Below are 16,463 nucleotides of genomic sequence, written 5' to 3'. Positions count from 1 at the left end.
CCGGTCGAGCCTACCGCGCCAGTCGCACCTGTGGCTCCGGTTGCTCCCGTCGAGCCTACTGCGCCCGTGGCTCCGGTGGAACCTGCCACTCCAGTCGCTCCTCTCGCGCCCGTGGCTCCTGTTGCTCCCGTGGCTCCCGTCGAACCAGTAGCCCCGAAAGATCCAGTTGCCCCTGTAGCACCTGTGGCGCCTCCGCCTGCTGCCTGTACAACAACAACCGAGTCCAAAACCGCCGCCGCTCCGCCAGAAACCGGAAATGCACCAATGAACAAATACCCGAAAACCGCCCCTGCGGGAGCCGCTTCTGTTACATCAAACACAGACAACCATGCTCCGTCATTTCCATTAGGCAATTCATTAACAGAACCGACCAAGCCGTAGCTAAGAAAATTATTGCTGCCATCGTAATATTGAATTGAAAAGGCAACGGGTGATGTGGCCGCCCCTGAATCCTTGCTCACCGAAAAGCTCAACTGGTAGCTTTCACCAGGCGAGACAAGAAACTGCTGGGATACAATAGAACGGTTTGTAATTGGTTTCAACAGACAAGCATACGTATCCGTGTTGACAATGGTTGTAATCACCGTTGCCGCGTTGCCTGAATTTACCCAAGGCGACAAGGTGCCCGTTTCGAAGCCTCCGTTTTGGATTAAATTCTTAAACACAATCACTACATGGTTCCTCCCCACTATATACGGATATCTAAAGAAGCATTCGTTTTTTTGATACTGGATTTGCTCTATCTCTATTTATATGAAACTTTTACCGATCCGCTTGTTTCTTGGCCTATAGGAAACAAAAAAATCCAATTCCCCTCCTTTTCCCATGCAAGCTGCACCTTCACACGCCTTGATGGAGCCAAGCGTTTGGAATTTTGACCCCTCACCGGGTAGTGCCACCGAGTCAGGCCGTCTATGGGACGATCTTCAATACAAATAACCAGAACCCGGTTAGAAACCAGACCCTGGCCATAAGCTTTTTGTCAAACGTCTGATTCCTGGAGACGGCTAGCGCTGTATTACGTCAAACGGTGTACAGACCAGACAATGCCTTCAGAATCAGCGCCTCCTAAATTCAGACCAAGGGTTAAACCGTCCGCCAAATAGAAAAGACCGATTGTATTTCCTGCAGTCAGTTGAACATCTCCAGCCAGAGTAACCGTTCCATCCCCCAATATAACCCTTAAGTTCAAGACGATTGCGTTGACGTTCAGAATAGGGAACAACCCGGTAATCAAATTTGTGTTAGGGGGAGTAGCATTAATGATCTGAACAGCAAATGATGGCGAAGCCGAAGGGATAGCTGCATTAATAACTGCTGTAGTAGAGTAATTGATTGTAGCCGCGATGGCATATTTTCCGGTAGCCGGGACGGTAAATGTGCCTGTCATAGCATTAAAGCCTAGCGATCCATAGTACGGGCTGGTTACAGTCCAGTTTGCAATTTGGGTTGATTCGGTAACCCCCGTTGCGTTGGTGAAAGCCGAGAAGCCTTGATCAGCCAGACTATTAGCCGGTCCTGTAGCACCTGTTGCCCCGGCAGCGCCCGCGGCTCCCGTTGCGCCTGTCGCTCCGGTTGCCCCGGCAGCGCCCGCGGCTCCCGCTGCGCCTGTCGCTCCGGTTGCCCCGGCAGCGCCTGCGGCTCCCGCTGCGCCTGTCGCTCCGGTTGGCCCATCATTACCTTGAATCCCTTGAATCCCCTGTGGACCTTGCGGGCCTGTCGGGCCTTGAATCCCTTGGATGCCCTGAATCCCTTGAATCCCCTGCGGACCGGTTGCGCCCGTCGCCCCTGTCTCGCCAGGAGGTCCTCCAGCTGGTCCGGTTGCGCCGATACCCTCAGCCTGCACCACGACAACAGAATCCAGCACGACTGCCGATACTCCCGCTGCCGGGAATGCCCCAATATACAAGTACCCGAAGGCAGCCCCCGGAGGTGCAATCCCAGTAACATCGAATACTGACAGCCAGGAGCCTTCATTGCCGTCTGGCAAATCATTGGCGCCACCGACTAAGCCATAGCTGAGGAAATTGTTGCTAATGTCGTAGAATTGAATGGAATAGGCAAATGGCGCGCTCGGCAGCGCAGCAGAGAACTTGCTTACGGAAAAGCTTAATTGATAGCTTTCGCCAGGGATGACTGCAAACTGCTGTGACACGATTGATTTGGTTACAGTGGGTGTCAGCAGGCAGGCATAGGCACCGGTGTTCACCACAGAATCAATGACGGCTGCGGCAGCTCCTAGATTCACCCACGGCGACAAGCTCCCTGTTTCAAAACCACCGTTTTGAAGAATGTTATTAAAACTGATGACCACATGAATTCCTCCTTTCTACCTCTATTTATATGAAACTTTCAACCCGTTGCTTGTTTGGTGGCCTATCGGAACAAAGAAAACGGATAGCTTGACTTCGTTCAGGCTTATCCGGCCTCAAGCGGGACCCTTCAAATTCCCGCTGTTCCCGTACCGGACAGGAGTCTAATTTTTGCTATATAGCCGAGTGCCTACGTGTATACGGGATAACTCGAATATGATAAATAACCCCTACAAGACACCGCGACAATAATTACAGCGGTTAGCGGATTCCCCCGGGGATCTATGGAAAGCAAGATATTATTTGATCAGGGAGGGCTCCATCATGTTTCAAGGCCGTACCATCCTGGTTACAGGAGGAACCGGCTCGTGGGGCCAGGAGCTTGTGAAGAAGCTGCTGGAATATAACCCGGCCGAGATTCGCATTTTTTCCAGGAACGAGTTTGCCCAGGTGAATATGCAGCAGCAATTCAGGCAGCATCCGCAGCTGCAGTTTATAATAGGCGACGTCCGGGACTATTCGGCTGTAGCGGATGCATGCAGAAATGCGGATATTGTATTCCATCTGGCCGCATTAAAGCATGTGCCCATCTGTGAATTACAGCCCGGAGAAGCAATCAAAACGAACATTCAAGGCACGGAAAATATCATTCGGGCCAGTATTGCCCAAGGCGTATCCAAGGTGATCGACGTCTCCACCGACAAAGCGGTAGATCCGATTAATTTGTACGGCATGACCAAGGCCATTGGCGAGAAATTAATGATCCGGGCCAACGAGCATAGCGAAAAAACCCGCTTCATTTGTGTACGGGGCGGCAACGTGCTTGGCACCAATGGGAGCATCGTCCCGCTGTTCAAAAAACTGATTAAACAGCAGCAGCCTGTTCCGCTCACCTCTCATCACATGACCCGTTTTTTCCAAACGCTGCCGAAAACGATTGACCTGCTTCTGAAAGCGGCGGAAGAAGCGATTGGCGGGGAAACATTCGTCATCAAAATGAAATCGTGCCGCATTGCGGATTTAGCCCATGTGATGAAAAATGTATTATCCGCACAGCAAGTCAGTATGAAGGAAATCGGCATCCGGCCGGGGGAAAAGCTGCATGAGGTGCTTGTTTCGGTTTATGAAACGCCGCATACGTATCATTTTCAGGAGCAATATCTGGTCATTCTTCCCTCGCATCCGGGTCCCTTGCTGCTGAGCCGCTACGAGCACCTGCAGCGTGTCGAGTTTGACAGCTACGCTTCTCAGCATTATTTGATGACGCAGGAGGAGATCACAGAAATGCTGCTGGAAAGCAAAATGCTGCTTGAGGAAGAGGCGCCCTGATGGATCGCTATCTGCGCAATTATTGGTCGTTATTTCTGGAATTCATCGATTTGTTCGACGGCCTGAAATTCCATGGCATCCCTCTGCCGCTTGTCACCACATTTCATCATTATTTAAGCGAGCAAGCGATCGAATGTATGAAGCAGCCTCAGTTTGAGACGTTATTACGATCCCCTGTCCGCTCCAAACAGGAGCTGCAGCCTGCCTTCGACCGGTATTTGGAGCCGCTTCGGGCGCCTCTGGAGCCTAAGCCGCAGCATGGAGCGATTCTGGTTTATGACGGCGAGCTCAGGTTTAGCACGGAAACCTATAGCAGCTTTTTTGCTCAGGATACGTTGTTGTATATACCCAGCCATAATCCGGGCTTTCTAAACCTGTTCGATATGCACGATTTAACCGAACCTGTCACCCGGTTTACCGCACGCGCCAGACGTACCCTGCATGCTTTACGCGGGCATCCTATTTTTGGAGACGTGTATTTTCAGGCGATGTTTCTGCAGCAGATCCCCCACATCATGGACATATTGAACAAGGCGTTTCTCTGCTTCTCGGCTATACCGGTGCGCTGTGTACTGCTTGGGCATACCGAATATGCAATCAGCCGCTGTCTGGCGGCAGCCGCTGCAGCCAACGGAATTCCCAGCATTTGCATGCAGCACGGCCTTATCGGAATGGAGGAAGGCTATTTTCCGATATTCGCCGCCAAGCAAGCGGTATACGGGAGCTATGAGCAGGACTGGTTCTTAGAAAGAGGGGCGAGCAGACAGCAAATTGAAATCGTCGGACATCCCCAATTCGATGCTATCTTCACGACCTCTTTTATGAATAACAGGACGTTCAGACAATCCCTCGGGATTCGCTCCGATCAACACATCGTACTTATTGGCTGCTCAAACTATATGGACCTCTGCCTGCTCCAGAGCGTCGTTGCGGAGCTGGCGCAAGACCCGTCCATCTATGTACTGATTAAAGCCCATCCCTCCGAGCCGGCGGAGCGGTACACCATGCTCACGGTTTATTACGATAACGTTCAAATGCTGAAAGGGACCCATGATTGGTCTTACGAAAGCCTGCTATCCGATGCGCTTGCCAACGCAGACGCCGTCATTGTGGATTATTCGACGGTTGGCCTTGCCGCCATGCTGCACGACAAGCCCGTGTTTATCTGGAAAATGAGCTATTACGATCCGAAGGGGTGCTATAGAGGCTCTACAGCCTATATGGATCGTCTGAAGGAGCTGCTGAATAGAGACTACGATTACTTCGACAGCCTGCAGGGAATGGTGCATACGGACCCGGAATCGCTCGCTCATGCCGTCAAGGAATACCTTCGCGGCTGCGCAATGACGGCTGCAGATGCAGATCTGCTCCGCCGGCAGTTTGTAGCTCGCAATTATCCGGAGCATTCCTCCGGGAACAAGCTGCACGATCTGCTGCGCCAGCTATCCGGATAATTCCGCCCAGGTCCCTGTCCAGAAGGAAGCAGCGTAATCCAGCAAAAAGTGAGGGAAGTTTATGGAGCATCTTCCGTACGGAACGCAGTGGCTGGATGAGGAGGACATCCAGGCATTAGTTGAAACAGCCCGATCCCCCCGAATCACTTCCGGTCCGAAAACAAAGGAATTCGAACAGCGGCTCTGTGAGCGGACCGGCGCCAAATTCGCGGTCGTCATGAATTCCGGCACCTCCGCGCTGCACGGCTCCTACTTCGCTGCGGGAGTACGGCCCGGGGATGAGGTTATTACCTCTCCGATGACATTTGCCGCTACGGCAAATGCAGCCTTGTACTTGGGGGCTAGGCCTGTATTCACGGATATACACTACATCTCCGGCAATATGAATCCGAATTTGCTGGACAAAGCCATTACGAACAAAACAAGAGCGATCGTGCCGGTAGATTATGCCGGCAGACCCGCGGACCTCGAACCGATCATCGAGCTTGCACGAAATTACGGCCTGCCGGTCATTGAGGATGCGGCTCATTCGCTGGGTGCGACCTACAAGGGCAAAGCCGTCGGCGCTATCGCCGACATGACGATTCTTAGCTTTCATCCGGTCAAGCATATTACCACAGGCGAAGGCGGGGCTGTTCTGACGGACAATGAGCATTTCTACCGGAAGCTGCTTGCCTTTCGCAGCCATGGAATTGTAAAGGACCCCGCCGTAATGACCGAAAATCATGGGCCGTGGTATTACGAGATGCATTCACTCGGCTACAATTACCGGATGACCGATTTGCAGTGCGCCCTCGGAATCAGCCAGCTCGGCAAGCTGGACTCCTTCCTCGACAAGCGGCGGGCGCTAGCCCGGGAGTATCATCAACAGCTCTCCATGCTTCGGGATTTCATCGATCTTCCCGATATGAGCCAGCTATCCGCCTCATCGTGGCACTTGTTCGTCATTAAAGTGAAGAAGGGGGCCCGGGAGCGGAAGCGGCTATTCGAAGCGCTGCAAGCGGAGCGCATCGGCGTTCAGGTTCACTATATTCCGGTGTATTGGCATCCCTTTTACAGACACATGAATTATCAGAAAGGCATATGTCCCGTGGCTGAAGCATTGTATGAGCGGGCCATCAGCCTGCCCCTCTTCCCGAAAATGACCGCACGGGATCTGGAGCGTGTCGTGTCCGTCCTGGTCAACTTTTTTTCAGGAGGGTAATTCCGCATGACCATACACAAGGGGAAAAAAATAGCCGTGATCCAGTCCAGGATCTCCTCCTCCCGCTTGCCGGGCAAAGCGCTTCTGGACCTGGGAGGCAAGCCGCTCATCGAATGGGTGATCGAGCGTTCAAGCATGTCCCGGCTGGCCGATGAGGTGTGGCTTGCTACCTCCACGGAGCCGGAGGATGACATTCTGGAGTGGATTGGCAAGCAATGCGGCATTCGCGTATACCGGGGCAGCCTGAAGGATGTGCTGAACCGGTTTTGCGGTGTTGTGGAGGCCTCCGGGGCGGACATTGTCGTCCGGATTACAGCCGACAATCCTTTGTCCGAGCCCCGCTTCATCGATGACTGCATCGAAGCACTGGCAAGCGGAGCATACGATTATGTTTACAACGACAGCATTCCGCATGGAACCGGAGTCGAGGGTGTCCGGGCGGAGCAGCTGCTCGCGCTGCAGAAGCGAACCGCAGACCCTGCCGAGCGGGAGCACGTCACGCTTCATTTCTATAACCATCCGGAGCTGTTCAGCGTAAAAGCCCTTCCGCCTTCCGGTATGCTACACCGTCCGGAAATCCGGGTAACGGTTGATACGCTGGAGGATTACGTCCGGTTATACCGGATTCTGCGTCAATGCGGCGAAGCCGACAGCCGCTGCCTGACGCTGGAGCAGATCATCTCCTGCTATGATCAGGGGCACTGGCGCGGATGAACATCCTGATCCGGGCCGACGCTTCGCTGCAAATCGGTACAGGGCACGTGATGCGCTGCCTGACACTTGCCGACGCCCTGCGTCTTGGCGGCTGCGGCGTTTCCTTTATTTCCCGCGAATGTCCCGGGAGCCTGTGCGACTGGCTGGAGGAAAAAGGATATGCTGTGAAGCGCATTTCCGAACCGGCTGAAGGGGAAATCGAGGCCGCGGCTCGTATCCTGAGCGAGGCCGATAAGCCCGTGGATTGGCTTGTCACCGATCATTACGGGCTGGACGCGCGATGGGAGGAGGCCATGAGAGGTCTGGTCCGCCGTATGATGGTTATTGATGATTTGGCGAATCGCCCGCATGATTGCGATGTGCTGTTAAATCAGAACCTGCTTCACCCTGCAATGGCCCGGAGGTATGAACAGCTCACCCCGGCCAGGTGCATCCGGCTGCTCGGACCCGAATACGCGCTATTGCGGCAGCAATTTACAGCCGAACGCCGGAACAGCCGGTACAGAACGCGAGACGGCCGAATCGGCCGCATTCTACTTTTTTTCGGCGGTACGGACTGGACGAATGAAACGGCAAAGGCATTGCAAGCCGTACGGCCGCTGCTTGATGCCCGTCCCGGGGTCAACGTGGACGTCGTGGTCGGCCAGGCAAATCCGCACCGGGAGCATATATACGGGCTGTGCCGGGCCATGCCGGGCGCGACCTGCCATACTCAGCTTGACAATATGGCCGAATGTATGGCGCAGGCCGATCTTTTCCTCGGCGCAGCCGGATCAACGACCTGGGAGCGCTGGTGCATGAGGCTGCCGGGCATTCTGATCGCTGTGGCGGGCAATCAAATTGCAACGGCTCAAATGGCTCAAAGCGCCGGTGTGGATATGTATCTCGGCATGTCCGAAGACGTGACGCCTGAAGCGATAGCCCTTGCCCTTGACCGGGCTTTCCATCACCCGGATGCGCTGCTGAACGCAGGAGCCATCGCCGGAGAATATGTTGACGGCCAAGGGGCTGCGCGCGTTGCCGCTGTCCTTAGGCGATAAAAGAAGCCTCCAGCCTCACGCTTTGCGGCTGACGCGGCTCCCGCAGGCTCGTAGAGGAATCTGCAAGCGGAGCAGAGCCAGCGCTTCACGCGGCGTGCTGGAAGCTTGTTTTTGCAGCAGCTTCGCTGTGCATTAGCGGTCTTTATTTGATCAGTGTAATCAAATAATCGGAATTGAATGCCGTGAGCGAGTTCATGCTTTCCTCTTCAAAGCCAATCTCGATCGCGGTGAAGGCGGAGAACAGCTCCCGGATACGACCCGGGTCCATGAAATGTATCACCATATCCTTCTCGTTCGTCCGATTGTCCGTCATCCGGAATGTATGCGGCGCCACCTCTTCGCCCCGGCCATACCGTTTATCATGAACGCTGCGGACCACAAGGAACGCTGTGCCCCCTGGTTTGAGACAGCGGTAGATTTCCTGCGCCGCCGTTGTTAAGTCAGCCGGGACAAGATAACACAGGACCCCGTAGGAGATTATGCCGTCAAATGCAGCAGCGCCGAACGGCAGCTCAAGAATTGACCCTTGCACCAAGGCCGCTTCAAGCCCTTCCTCCGCGAGCCGCTGCCGGGTATGCGCAAGCCCTTCCCCCGACAGATCGATTCCCGTTACATCAAAGCCTTCCCGGGCCAAGCACACCGTGTGCCGTCCCGACCCGCACCCCAAATCGAGTATATGCCTGTCCTGCGGTACAGGGAAATGCTTGCGGATAAAGCGGATGATCGACTCACTTGGAAACCGGGGTCTGAACGTGTTCAATTGATGAAGCTCATTCCATCTGTCCTGATGCTTGTCAATATACACCGGTTGTCTCCTTCCCGCAGCCGATTTTATTTCATCAGCGTAACTAAGTAGTTCGAATTGTACGCAGTAAGCGAGCCCAAATCGTCGTTGGCAAACCCGATTTGTATACCGGCAAATTCGCTGAACAAGCCGGTCGAAATTTCCTCGGCGGTAAAATAATGCACAACGAAATTTTCTTCATTTAAATTATTCATCCGGAAGGTGTGCGCCTCGATTTCCTCGCCTAATCCGTACCGTTTATCATCTGTGCTGCGCACGACAATGAATGCTTTACCGCCCGGCTTCAGCACCCTGTGCATCTCTTTAGCGGCGGCTCGAATATCGTCCGGCATGAAATAGATCAGGACACCGTAGGCTATAATGCCGTCAAATGACGCATCCTCAAATGGAAGCGGCAGAATGGAGCTATGCACGAGCTTGGCGTGCAGCCGCTCTTGGGCAAGCTTGGCCCGGGTCAGCTCCAGGCCCTCCAGCGAGAAATCGATTCCCGTCACCTGATACCCTTCCTTCGCGAGAAAAACAACATGACGGCCCGCTCCGCAGCCCAGATCCAGAAGATGTGTCCGCTCCGGCTCGGAGAAAGCCGATTTCACAAACCGGACGACCGATTCCGTCGGGTAAAGGGGATTAAATACACTCATCTGGTGCAATTCGTCCCACTTCTCCTTATGGTTCTCCATGTACATGGGAACAGCTCCGTTCTATCTTCATATTAATCAAGCAAGCTCCACCGCACGGGTGTTCCAGGCGATACGTCACAGCCAACCTTCCTGCCTAGGAGCAGGTCGTAGAACTTCGGCGGCAATCCCGCTCCCGGCCGAATCGCCCGCAAATTGTCCTTGGTGAAGACGTCTCCCCGTTTCATCTCCTTGCTCACATAGAGAGAACGCCGGTATTGTAACGATGCTTTCTCGTCTTCATCGGTCCCGTAGCGGATTTGACCGATCGCCTGCGAGGCGATGCGGCATTCGGTTACGAGACTGCGCAGCTCGTCAGGCTCCAGCGAAAAAGCCGCATCGACTCCGCCGTCGCTGCGCGACAGTGTCAAATGCTTTTCAATCACGGAGGCTCCAAGTGCGACGCCAGCCACAGCCGCCCCGATCCCTAACGTATGATCGGATAAGCCTGCTTCACAGTGAAACAGCTCCCTCATATGCGGAATCGTCAGCAAATTGCTATTGGCCGGGGAAGCCGGATAGGTGCTTGTGCATTTGAGCAGGATTAACTGCCGGCAGCCGGCCTCTCTGGCGGCGCGCACGGTGTCATCCAGCTCCGCCAGGCTCGCCATGCCGGTCGAAATAATAAGCGGCTTGCCTGTTGCGGCGGCCATGCGGATGAGCGGAAGGTCCGTATTTTCAAACGAAGCGATTTTATAGCAGGGCACATCGAGTGACTCCAGGAACGCTACCGCCGTTTCGTCAAAGGGGGTGCTGAAGCCGATGATGCCGAGCTCCCGGCAGCGGTCAAAAATCGGTTTATGCCACTCCCAGGGCGTGTAGGCCTGCTGATACAGCTTATACAGCGTGTTGCCCTGCCATAGACTGGCCGGATCGCTAATCAGGAAATCGCCATGCTCCAGATTCAGCGTCATCGTATCCGCCGTGTACGTTTGGATTTTGATCGCATCCGCCCCGGCCCGGGCAGCTGCTTCTACAATGGCCAGCGCTCTGTCCAGCGATTGATTGTGATTGCCGGACATTTCCGCAATGATGAAGGGCCGGCTGTTGTTCCCAATCGTCCTGTCCTCAATCGAAATATGCATGTTGGCCTTCCTCTCGGCATTATGCCGGTTTTTTAAGCCAGACCAATATAGCTCCTGGTCTTGTCGAGCCCTATATTGGCGATTACGTCCACAATGGACAGATGTGAAATGTAATGCGGCGTATGCTTTTGCGGGTATGGTGCCGGGGTGAAGGCTTGATATTCCACCTTGACCCGGCTTTGTTGAAACACGGCTTCCGCCTCAATATACGCCCGGGCGCCCGGCGGGCTGAGATACGTATCGGCTCCTACGAAGTGACACAGCTTCAGCAAATAATCGGATTTCCTCCCCTGTACCGGGATTTCGCTTGATTTGTATATCGGGGTATCCAGGCCAAGCCTGTGCCGGATGCCGTGAATCATTGCCATGTTCAATGCAGCCAGGCTGGAATCGCTGCCTTCTATACAATTCGTAACAAATGGAATAATCTCAGAGCCGAATTCATGCTTCCCATAAGCATGCAGAAGCGTCCGGCGATGGCTTTTGCGCCATGGCTGGCTGTCGTCGGTTTGAGCCTCATGAAGCAGTTGGCCGCGTTTATTTTTGGTCCGGACAGGAACCGTCAGGAAGCGCTCCGAGCCGTCCAGCACAATCCGGTTTCTTTGCTGCCATGACCGGCTGTCGAATTGCACATCGTCCAAAAACAAAAAAACATCGGCCCTCGCCATTAACTGAAAATACCCGGACCATGGCAAAAAAGTCGGCTGCATGATCACACATTTCATAACCGGTCCCCTTCACTAACCACGGCTGGAGAACGACAAAACGGATCTTGCGATTTCTCTGGCTCTGTTCAGCCAGGTATGCTGCTGCTTCACAATCTCTTTTCCCTGATTCGAGATATATTCCAGTTTATCTGTATCTGTTAATAACAGCTCTACCTTCTCGGCCAAATCCGGATCGGAAGCATCATACATCACTAAATGCTCTTCCTGGATGAAATGCTCCTCCAGAAACAAATTCCTTTCCGTCAACGCAACCGCTCCCGACATCATGGAATTAAACAACCGGTCATGGCCGCCATAGATGACATAAGGAAATACATTTAATGCAAGCTTCGTATCTCCGTACAGTTGGAATAGCTTCGAATAATCGACCGCAGGACAGAAACGGATGTGCTTTCCCGCTATCTTGCGGTTGCGGCAATCAGAGTAAACCTGTATGGGGAAATCAGCCAGGCGCTCCAGCACTTCATTTCGCCGTCGGCCCCGCAAATAAAACTCCAGCTGCACCAAGAGTTCCCTTACTCTTTTATTCCTGCGGTAGTCAAAAGAAATTCCTTGCCGGTGAAATACGTTCTCCGCGATCGTCAACAGGGATTCCTTGTATTGGTAAAGACCGGCTTCCATAATCTCTTCCATCAGCGGCTTATAGTACGGGTCCGCTAACCACTCGTTCCGGCATGCCTCGACATCCGTATAACTGCCCGCGAATAAAATAGCGGTCTTCCGGTCCGCCACCCGGCAAGGCTGAAGGAATGGATGCGTATTGTGCGAGGCCGCATGAGGAATAAATGCCGTACGATGCGCTGGATTGAAAAACTTGGCCAAATCGCTTGCATGGGTTTGGTCTACACAAGAAACGATTAAATTGGGGAAGCTGGAGAAGAAATTGAAAAACTTGACATGGTGCATCGGATGATCGACCAAATACGCGAAAAAGGGAGCCGGCATATGGCCGAAGTACAGCCTTTCATACAGCTGCTCTATCCCCATTCCATTCATCCCGACGAGAAAGGACAGGACGTTCTGGTCCAGAAGCTGTTCCAGCTTCTCCCTCGCCTCCGCCTGAACATAGTCAATCGTATGCACAACAAAGCCTAGGCTGCGGAAGGCGCTCACCAGATCGAGGGAAAAGTTGCGGATAGCGCTGTAGGAGCCCCCGGCATTATAAATCACGGCAATATGCTGCATACACATCCCCCCGGCCCGGACAGCGTTCCTTACACAATCTCAATCATGAACGTCTCCCAAGGTCCCGGCTGATCCCGATTTGCAATGACCCGCCCCCCGCCGCCGCCATCGGCACAAACATACATCCCGTTATGTGCTCGCAGCGTAAATTGCCGGTGGCCGACATTCGTTATTTTAAATTGCTCCCACGCCCCGAATTCCTTCCGATCTGCTGTCAGGATACCGTTTTGGCTGGCATCCGCACATAAATAGTAGCCTCCGTCTAACGTCTGGATCGCGATAATGCTGTCCGAAGGATGGATGAAGGTCAGCCAGAACGTTTCCCATGGACCGCGAGTTTCGCGATTGGCAACGAGCTCTCTGCCTCCGCCGTTTTCTGCGCATACATAATATTTTTCGTTCAAGGTTTTCATGGCCACCTGAATCGGCAATGACATCTCCTCATTTCATTCAAATGAAATCCTGATTACCGCCATTACCAATTTATGTTTCGCTCACCTGAAAGGTGCGGAATCGTTCTTTGCAATCTCCGGTTCGGCAGCTTCCGTAAATTAGGTTTGCGTGTATACCGCAAGCTATTGATATAGAATAGATTGTTCTATGGAGGTGTAGCTGATGTTTGTTTTTTTCGATAAAGTCATCCTGCCCTTGCTTAAATGGGCTAAGCCCCAACAAATTATTGAGATCGGCTCCGATACGGGAAAAAACACGTTTCAGCTGCTCCAGTACTGCCAAGCTTCAGGCGCCCGCTTAATTGCTATCGATCCGGCTCCAAGCTTCGATGTAACGGATTATCGCCACCTGTTCCAGCATCATTTCCACATGATTTGCGATTACAGCCTGAACGCGCTTCCTTTTATTGGAGCATCTGATTTTATTCTGATCGATGGCGATCATAATTGGTACACCGTCTACCACGAGCTCAAAATGATTGAGAGCATGGCTTTGGCGAAGGGAAGATTCCCTGTTATTATCCTGCATGATACGAGCTGGCCTTACGGACGGCGGGATATGTATTACTTCCCGAAGTCGATTCCGCCGAAATATACGAAGCCGTTCGAAATAAAAGGGGTTGCTCCCGGAGTATCCGGGCTGGTGAACGGCGGGTTTAACAATGACTATTGTCATGCCGTATATGAGTATGGGGAACGTAACGGGGTGCTCACCGCAGTGGAAGACTTCTTGCAGGAATCGGAAATCAAGCTTGAATTTCTTCAGCTTTATACCCATCATGGCATCGGCATCCTCTTCCCGTATCATGAGTCCGGCAGCAGAGAAGTCAAGGAGATACTTCTTGCGTCGAGCATGTAGAGGGATGGGGGAGCGCATAAAGCATACAAGGACGAGGGACCGGGGCATTAGCATTTCCCCGTTTCTTTCTGCTGTTACACCGAGGTCCTACGTGTGGCTATAACGGAATGTATTGAGCTGCGACAGCAGCTTGGCGTATTTGTCAGGGGAGCGCCAGTAGCAGTCGGCATCGATCATGTGTGCGATAATCAGGAAGGAGTAGGCATCATCCCAGGTGAGATCATCCGGCTTATAGCCGTCACCCAATGTGGGCAGCAGCTCACCGGCTATAAGAAAAGGCAGCTCCGGCAGATCAAGCGGTGCAAGCCCTAACGAAAATCCAAAATCGATTAAGGTCAGCTGCAGCTTCCCCGCTTCGCCGGATTGAAACATGATATTTGCCGGCCGGATATCCCGGTGAATGACATTGGCTTGACGCAGAATGGTTGAAATCTCAGCCATTTGCCGCACCATCTCCTGCTTTTGCTTCGAAGGAAGCGACCGCCTCTGCGCCATCAGCTGTGCCAGCGAGATGCCCTCGATGAATTCAAGCGCGACAAAGGGATACCGTCCTTCAGCATCGTATGCAATCAGATTGGGGAAATACCCGCTTCCGGTATGGGGCTGAAGCAGCTGGAGCAAGGCCGCCTCCCGAGCGCTGGCCTCTCCGCCGGTCCGATCCAGTTTTACAAAAACAAGCTTCTTCCTGGCAGCTTCCATGCCGATAAAAAAATAATTCGAGATTCTATCGAAAGGCTTATAGGCGAAGAAAACGGTAATGCCATAGTTCTCCTTCAAGTGCTCATAAATCAGGCGCTCCTTCCGGCTCATTCCGCTCCCCCTTCATTCATGCAGCCAATACTGCCTTGAGCTTCCTGCTGCATTTGTAATGGTTAATTTATTCTATGAACTCTCTTACAAAAAGGCATAGACCAATATCTCCGAAACGATAATCTTGATCCGCCCACGGCGGTGCATCGCTTTTTTTGGGTACACCAACAACGCCAATCTGAAATAAATTATAGGGGGGGTGATGGAATGAAATACATGATTGGGACAGGATATGCTGCACGTCCCGACCTGCTCTACAGAGCAATGTACAGCATAAAGCCCTACTGGAGCAGCACAGTTATTATTGATAATTCCGAGAGCGATTTTTTGACAAAAGAGCCTTTTGGGGCCGATTCCGTTACGATTTATACCCCGCCGGTTCCACTGAGATATCCGCAAATGATGAATCTGATGCAGAAATTCGGCATGGAAGCTGGCTGCGATATCATCCTGTTTATGCACAGTGATGCAGAGATTCATCCGGGCACGATGGATCAATTGCTCTCTAAGGTGGAGTTATTGAACCGGCACAATGTCCGCTGGGGAGCCGCTTTTACCAATTACGATGTGCTGGTTGCATATCCTATGGAGGCCATACGGGAGATTGGTCCGTGGGATACGGTTTTTTATGATTATCATTCCGATATGGATTATTACCGGCGATTGCAGCTCGCGGAATATGAGCTGATTTATACCAATCTTGGGGTCACTCATTTGGGAGGCGGTTCGAATACGGGCAAATCGAGCCGTTTTCTGCAGCACTTGACATTCGAGGTGACCTTCCCCTTGTTTTTGACGTACTACGAAAAAAAATGGGGCGGTCCGATCGGAAAGGAACTGTATGACAAGCCCTTTGACAAATTCCCTTTGAACCCGAAAAAGGCCCGGTGGTGACTGCAATGGACCTCGCACAATTCGTGTCGGGCATCCGATTCCGGCACATTCAGCCGGATACTCCTATCCCGATGGTGATGAAGCCATATCCCCATGTCCATCATTACGTCCAGCAGCTGCTGCAGGAGATGGAAAACGCCCAGCTGCCGGACGATCAAGACAGGCTGTATACCAATATGGCAGCCATCTGGAGCGTTCCCAGGCGATCCTCTTTCGTCAATGGCGCCATCATAAACTATATCGTTTCCCGGCTGCGCCCCGGTGAAGCGTTCGTCCATGCAGGTACGCTGAACTCCTTTATGGTCAACAGCTACCACTTTTTTGCCGGTCTCATTAACAATCCGGATAAGCGGTGTATCGGCGTCGATCATTTCAGCCGTTTCGGCAACTGCTGCGACAAGTTTTTTACTTTTTTTATGCTGCTGAAAAGCCCCCATCATCATTTCTACGATCTGGACTACACGACCTATTTCTCCGATGTTCACGACGGGCCGATTGGATGCTATGTGCTGGATGGCATTCATGATTATAAGCTGCTCATGGACGGCTTACAGCAGGCAGAGCCGCATTTCGCCAAAGGCTGTGCCATTGTCGTCCCGGATATAAACTGGCCGGAAACAAGGCAGGCCGCCCTGGACTTCATTCATAGGAATCAAGGGGCCTACACCCTCCTGCTGAACAGCACCACTTCTAGCAACTTCCATCCGACATTTGGAAACGGACTGCTCCTTTTTCAAAAAAAATAGGTATCGCAGGGCCTGCTTGTCAGGGCTCTGTTTTCTTTCATGCCGCAAGGCCCGACGAACTCCCGTTCCAGCAGCTAGTCATGTACCTCTTTGATGGCAGGTAATGAATTCGTTTAGTCCGTCCCCTACTCTTCAACATATAGTATTCCATGAGTAGACACGAGAGGAT

Annotated in this window: 17 protein-coding genes; 8 read left to right on the top strand and 9 right to left on the bottom strand. The window is 52.7% G+C overall.

The genetic code is table 11. From position 1 onward, the window contains the following. Together WBG83_RS04570 and WBG83_RS04565 are read right to left on the bottom strand one after the other, a co-directional pair. The coding region (locus WBG83_RS04570; protein ID WP_336743099.1) for an NTTRR-F1 domain at positions 1-671 on the bottom strand (671 nt) is incomplete at its 3' end. A gap of 347 nt (positions 672-1,018) precedes the next feature. After that, positions 1,019-2,314, bottom strand: coding sequence for an NTTRR-F1 domain (locus tag WBG83_RS04565; protein WP_336743097.1), 1,296 nt, complete (start codon positions 2,312-2,314; stop codon positions 1,019-1,021). 322 nt (positions 2,315-2,636) lie between these two features. Between WBG83_RS04565 and WBG83_RS04560 the strand changes: the two genes are divergently transcribed. The 5 genes from WBG83_RS04560 (at position 2,637) to pseG (ending at position 8,053) form a co-directional block, all read left to right on the top strand. Next, complete coding sequence (locus WBG83_RS04560) at positions 2,637-3,641, top strand: polysaccharide biosynthesis protein (RefSeq protein ID WP_336743095.1); 1,005 nt, start codon at positions 2,637-2,639, stop codon at positions 3,639-3,641. Beyond that, positions 3,641-5,095, top strand: coding sequence for a CDP-glycerol glycerophosphotransferase family protein (locus WBG83_RS04555; protein WP_336743093.1), 1,455 nt, complete (start codon positions 3,641-3,643; stop codon positions 5,093-5,095). Before WBG83_RS04560 ends, WBG83_RS04555 begins: the two co-directional genes overlap by 1 nt. Positions 5,096-5,156: 61 nt before the next feature. Continuing rightward, positions 5,157-6,299 (top strand): UDP-4-amino-4,6-dideoxy-N-acetyl-beta-L-altrosamine transaminase, encoded by a 1,143-nt coding sequence (gene pseC, locus WBG83_RS04550; protein ID WP_336743091.1) that lies wholly within the window; start codon positions 5,157-5,159, stop codon positions 6,297-6,299. A 6-nt stretch (positions 6,300-6,305) separates the two neighbouring features. Further along, positions 6,306-7,013 (top strand): glycosyltransferase family protein, encoded by a 708-nt coding sequence (locus tag WBG83_RS04545; RefSeq protein ID WP_336743089.1) that lies wholly within the window; start codon positions 6,306-6,308, stop codon positions 7,011-7,013. After that, positions 7,010-8,053: a UDP-2,4-diacetamido-2,4,6-trideoxy-beta-L-altropyranose hydrolase gene (gene pseG, locus WBG83_RS04540; protein WP_336743087.1), complete on the top strand. Its 1,044-nt coding sequence runs from the start codon at positions 7,010-7,012 to the stop codon at positions 8,051-8,053. The genes WBG83_RS04545 and pseG overlap by 4 nt, the downstream gene beginning before the upstream one ends. Before the next feature lie 142 nt (positions 8,054-8,195). Here the strand turns inward: pseG and WBG83_RS04535 are convergent, their stop codons facing one another. From WBG83_RS04535 to WBG83_RS04510, 6 genes are read right to left on the bottom strand one after another with little or no spacing between them, the layout of a single operon-like run. Beyond that, on the bottom strand, positions 8,196-8,858 hold the full coding sequence (locus WBG83_RS04535; RefSeq protein WP_336743085.1) for a class I SAM-dependent methyltransferase: 663 nt from the start codon (positions 8,856-8,858) through the stop codon (positions 8,196-8,198). Between the two features lie 26 nt (positions 8,859-8,884). Further along, the gene (locus tag WBG83_RS04530) at positions 8,885-9,544 is read right to left on the bottom strand and encodes a class I SAM-dependent methyltransferase (protein ID WP_336743083.1); all 660 of its coding nucleotides are present in this window, start codon (positions 9,542-9,544) and stop codon (positions 8,885-8,887) included. Positions 9,545-9,570: 26 nt separating this feature from the next. Next, complete coding sequence (gene pseI, locus WBG83_RS04525; RefSeq protein WP_336743081.1) at positions 9,571-10,620, bottom strand: pseudaminic acid synthase; 1,050 nt, start codon at positions 10,618-10,620, stop codon at positions 9,571-9,573. Between the two features lie 32 nt (positions 10,621-10,652). Beyond that, positions 10,653-11,345, bottom strand: coding sequence for a WbqC family protein (locus WBG83_RS04520; protein WP_336743079.1), 693 nt, complete (start codon positions 11,343-11,345; stop codon positions 10,653-10,655). 15 nt (positions 11,346-11,360) lie between these two features. Then, the gene (locus tag WBG83_RS04515) at positions 11,361-12,533 is read right to left on the bottom strand and encodes a glycosyltransferase (RefSeq protein ID WP_336743077.1); all 1,173 of its coding nucleotides are present in this window, start codon (positions 12,531-12,533) and stop codon (positions 11,361-11,363) included. A gap of 29 nt (positions 12,534-12,562) precedes the next feature. Next, positions 12,563-12,964, bottom strand: coding sequence for a fascin domain-containing protein (locus WBG83_RS04510; protein WP_336743075.1), 402 nt, complete (start codon positions 12,962-12,964; stop codon positions 12,563-12,565). A 184-nt stretch (positions 12,965-13,148) separates the two neighbouring features. Between WBG83_RS04510 and WBG83_RS04505 the strand changes: the two genes are divergently transcribed. Continuing rightward, positions 13,149-13,844 (top strand): class I SAM-dependent methyltransferase, encoded by a 696-nt coding sequence (locus tag WBG83_RS04505; RefSeq protein ID WP_336743073.1) that lies wholly within the window; start codon positions 13,149-13,151, stop codon positions 13,842-13,844. A gap of 87 nt (positions 13,845-13,931) precedes the next feature. Here WBG83_RS04505 and WBG83_RS04500 read toward each other — a convergent pair whose 3' ends face one another. Continuing rightward, complete coding sequence (locus WBG83_RS04500) at positions 13,932-14,654, bottom strand: protein kinase domain-containing protein (protein WP_336743071.1); 723 nt, start codon at positions 14,652-14,654, stop codon at positions 13,932-13,934. A 207-nt stretch (positions 14,655-14,861) separates the two neighbouring features. Between WBG83_RS04500 and WBG83_RS04495 the strand changes: the two genes are divergently transcribed. Both WBG83_RS04495 and WBG83_RS04490 read left to right on the top strand, forming a co-directional pair. After that, positions 14,862-15,548 (top strand): glycosyltransferase family 2 protein, encoded by a 687-nt coding sequence (locus WBG83_RS04495; RefSeq protein WP_336743069.1) that lies wholly within the window; start codon positions 14,862-14,864, stop codon positions 15,546-15,548. 5 nt (positions 15,549-15,553) lie between these two features. Next, complete coding sequence (locus tag WBG83_RS04490) at positions 15,554-16,294, top strand: hypothetical protein (protein WP_336743067.1); 741 nt, start codon at positions 15,554-15,556, stop codon at positions 16,292-16,294. The last annotated feature ends 169 nt before the right edge of the window (positions 16,295-16,463 follow it).

It is taken from the genome of Paenibacillus sp. y28, from assembly GCF_037137075.1.
GTDB lineage: Bacteria > Bacillota > Bacilli > Paenibacillales > NBRC-103111 > JBBBNV01.
The sequence above is the reverse complement of the archived record's forward strand: the minus strand, read 5'-3'. Positions and strand labels throughout refer to the sequence as shown.

Bases quoted from the DNA above. Each gene is read 5' to 3' on its own strand.
- WBG83_RS04560 (WP_336743095.1), top strand. From the start codon at position 2,637: ATGTTTCAAGGCCGTACCATCCTGGTTACAGGAGGAACCGGCTCGTGG.
- WBG83_RS04555 (WP_336743093.1), top strand. From the start codon at position 3,641: ATGGATCGCTATCTGCGCAATTATTGGTCGTTATTTCTGGAATTCATC.
- pseC (WP_336743091.1), top strand. From the start codon at position 5,157: ATGGAGCATCTTCCGTACGGAACGCAGTGGCTGGATGAGGAGGACATC.
- WBG83_RS04545 (WP_336743089.1), top strand. From the start codon at position 6,306: ATGACCATACACAAGGGGAAAAAAATAGCCGTGATCCAGTCCAGGATC.
- pseG (WP_336743087.1), top strand. From the start codon at position 7,010: ATGAACATCCTGATCCGGGCCGACGCTTCGCTGCAAATCGGTACAGGG.
- WBG83_RS04530 (WP_336743083.1), bottom strand. From the start codon at position 9,544: ATGTACATGGAGAACCATAAGGAGAAGTGGGACGAATTGCACCAGATG.
- pseI (WP_336743081.1), bottom strand. From the start codon at position 10,620: ATGCATATTTCGATTGAGGACAGGACGATTGGGAACAACAGCCGGCCC.
- WBG83_RS04520 (WP_336743079.1), bottom strand. From the start codon at position 11,345: ATGAAATGTGTGATCATGCAGCCGACTTTTTTGCCATGGTCCGGGTAT.
- WBG83_RS04515 (WP_336743077.1), bottom strand. From the start codon at position 12,533: ATGCAGCATATTGCCGTGATTTATAATGCCGGGGGCTCCTACAGCGCT.
- WBG83_RS04505 (WP_336743073.1), top strand. From the start codon at position 13,149: ATGTTTGTTTTTTTCGATAAAGTCATCCTGCCCTTGCTTAAATGGGCT.
- WBG83_RS04500 (WP_336743071.1), bottom strand. From the start codon at position 14,654: ATGAGCCGGAAGGAGCGCCTGATTTATGAGCACTTGAAGGAGAACTAT.
- WBG83_RS04495 (WP_336743069.1), top strand. From the start codon at position 14,862: ATGAAATACATGATTGGGACAGGATATGCTGCACGTCCCGACCTGCTC.
- WBG83_RS04490 (WP_336743067.1), top strand. From the start codon at position 15,554: ATGGACCTCGCACAATTCGTGTCGGGCATCCGATTCCGGCACATTCAG.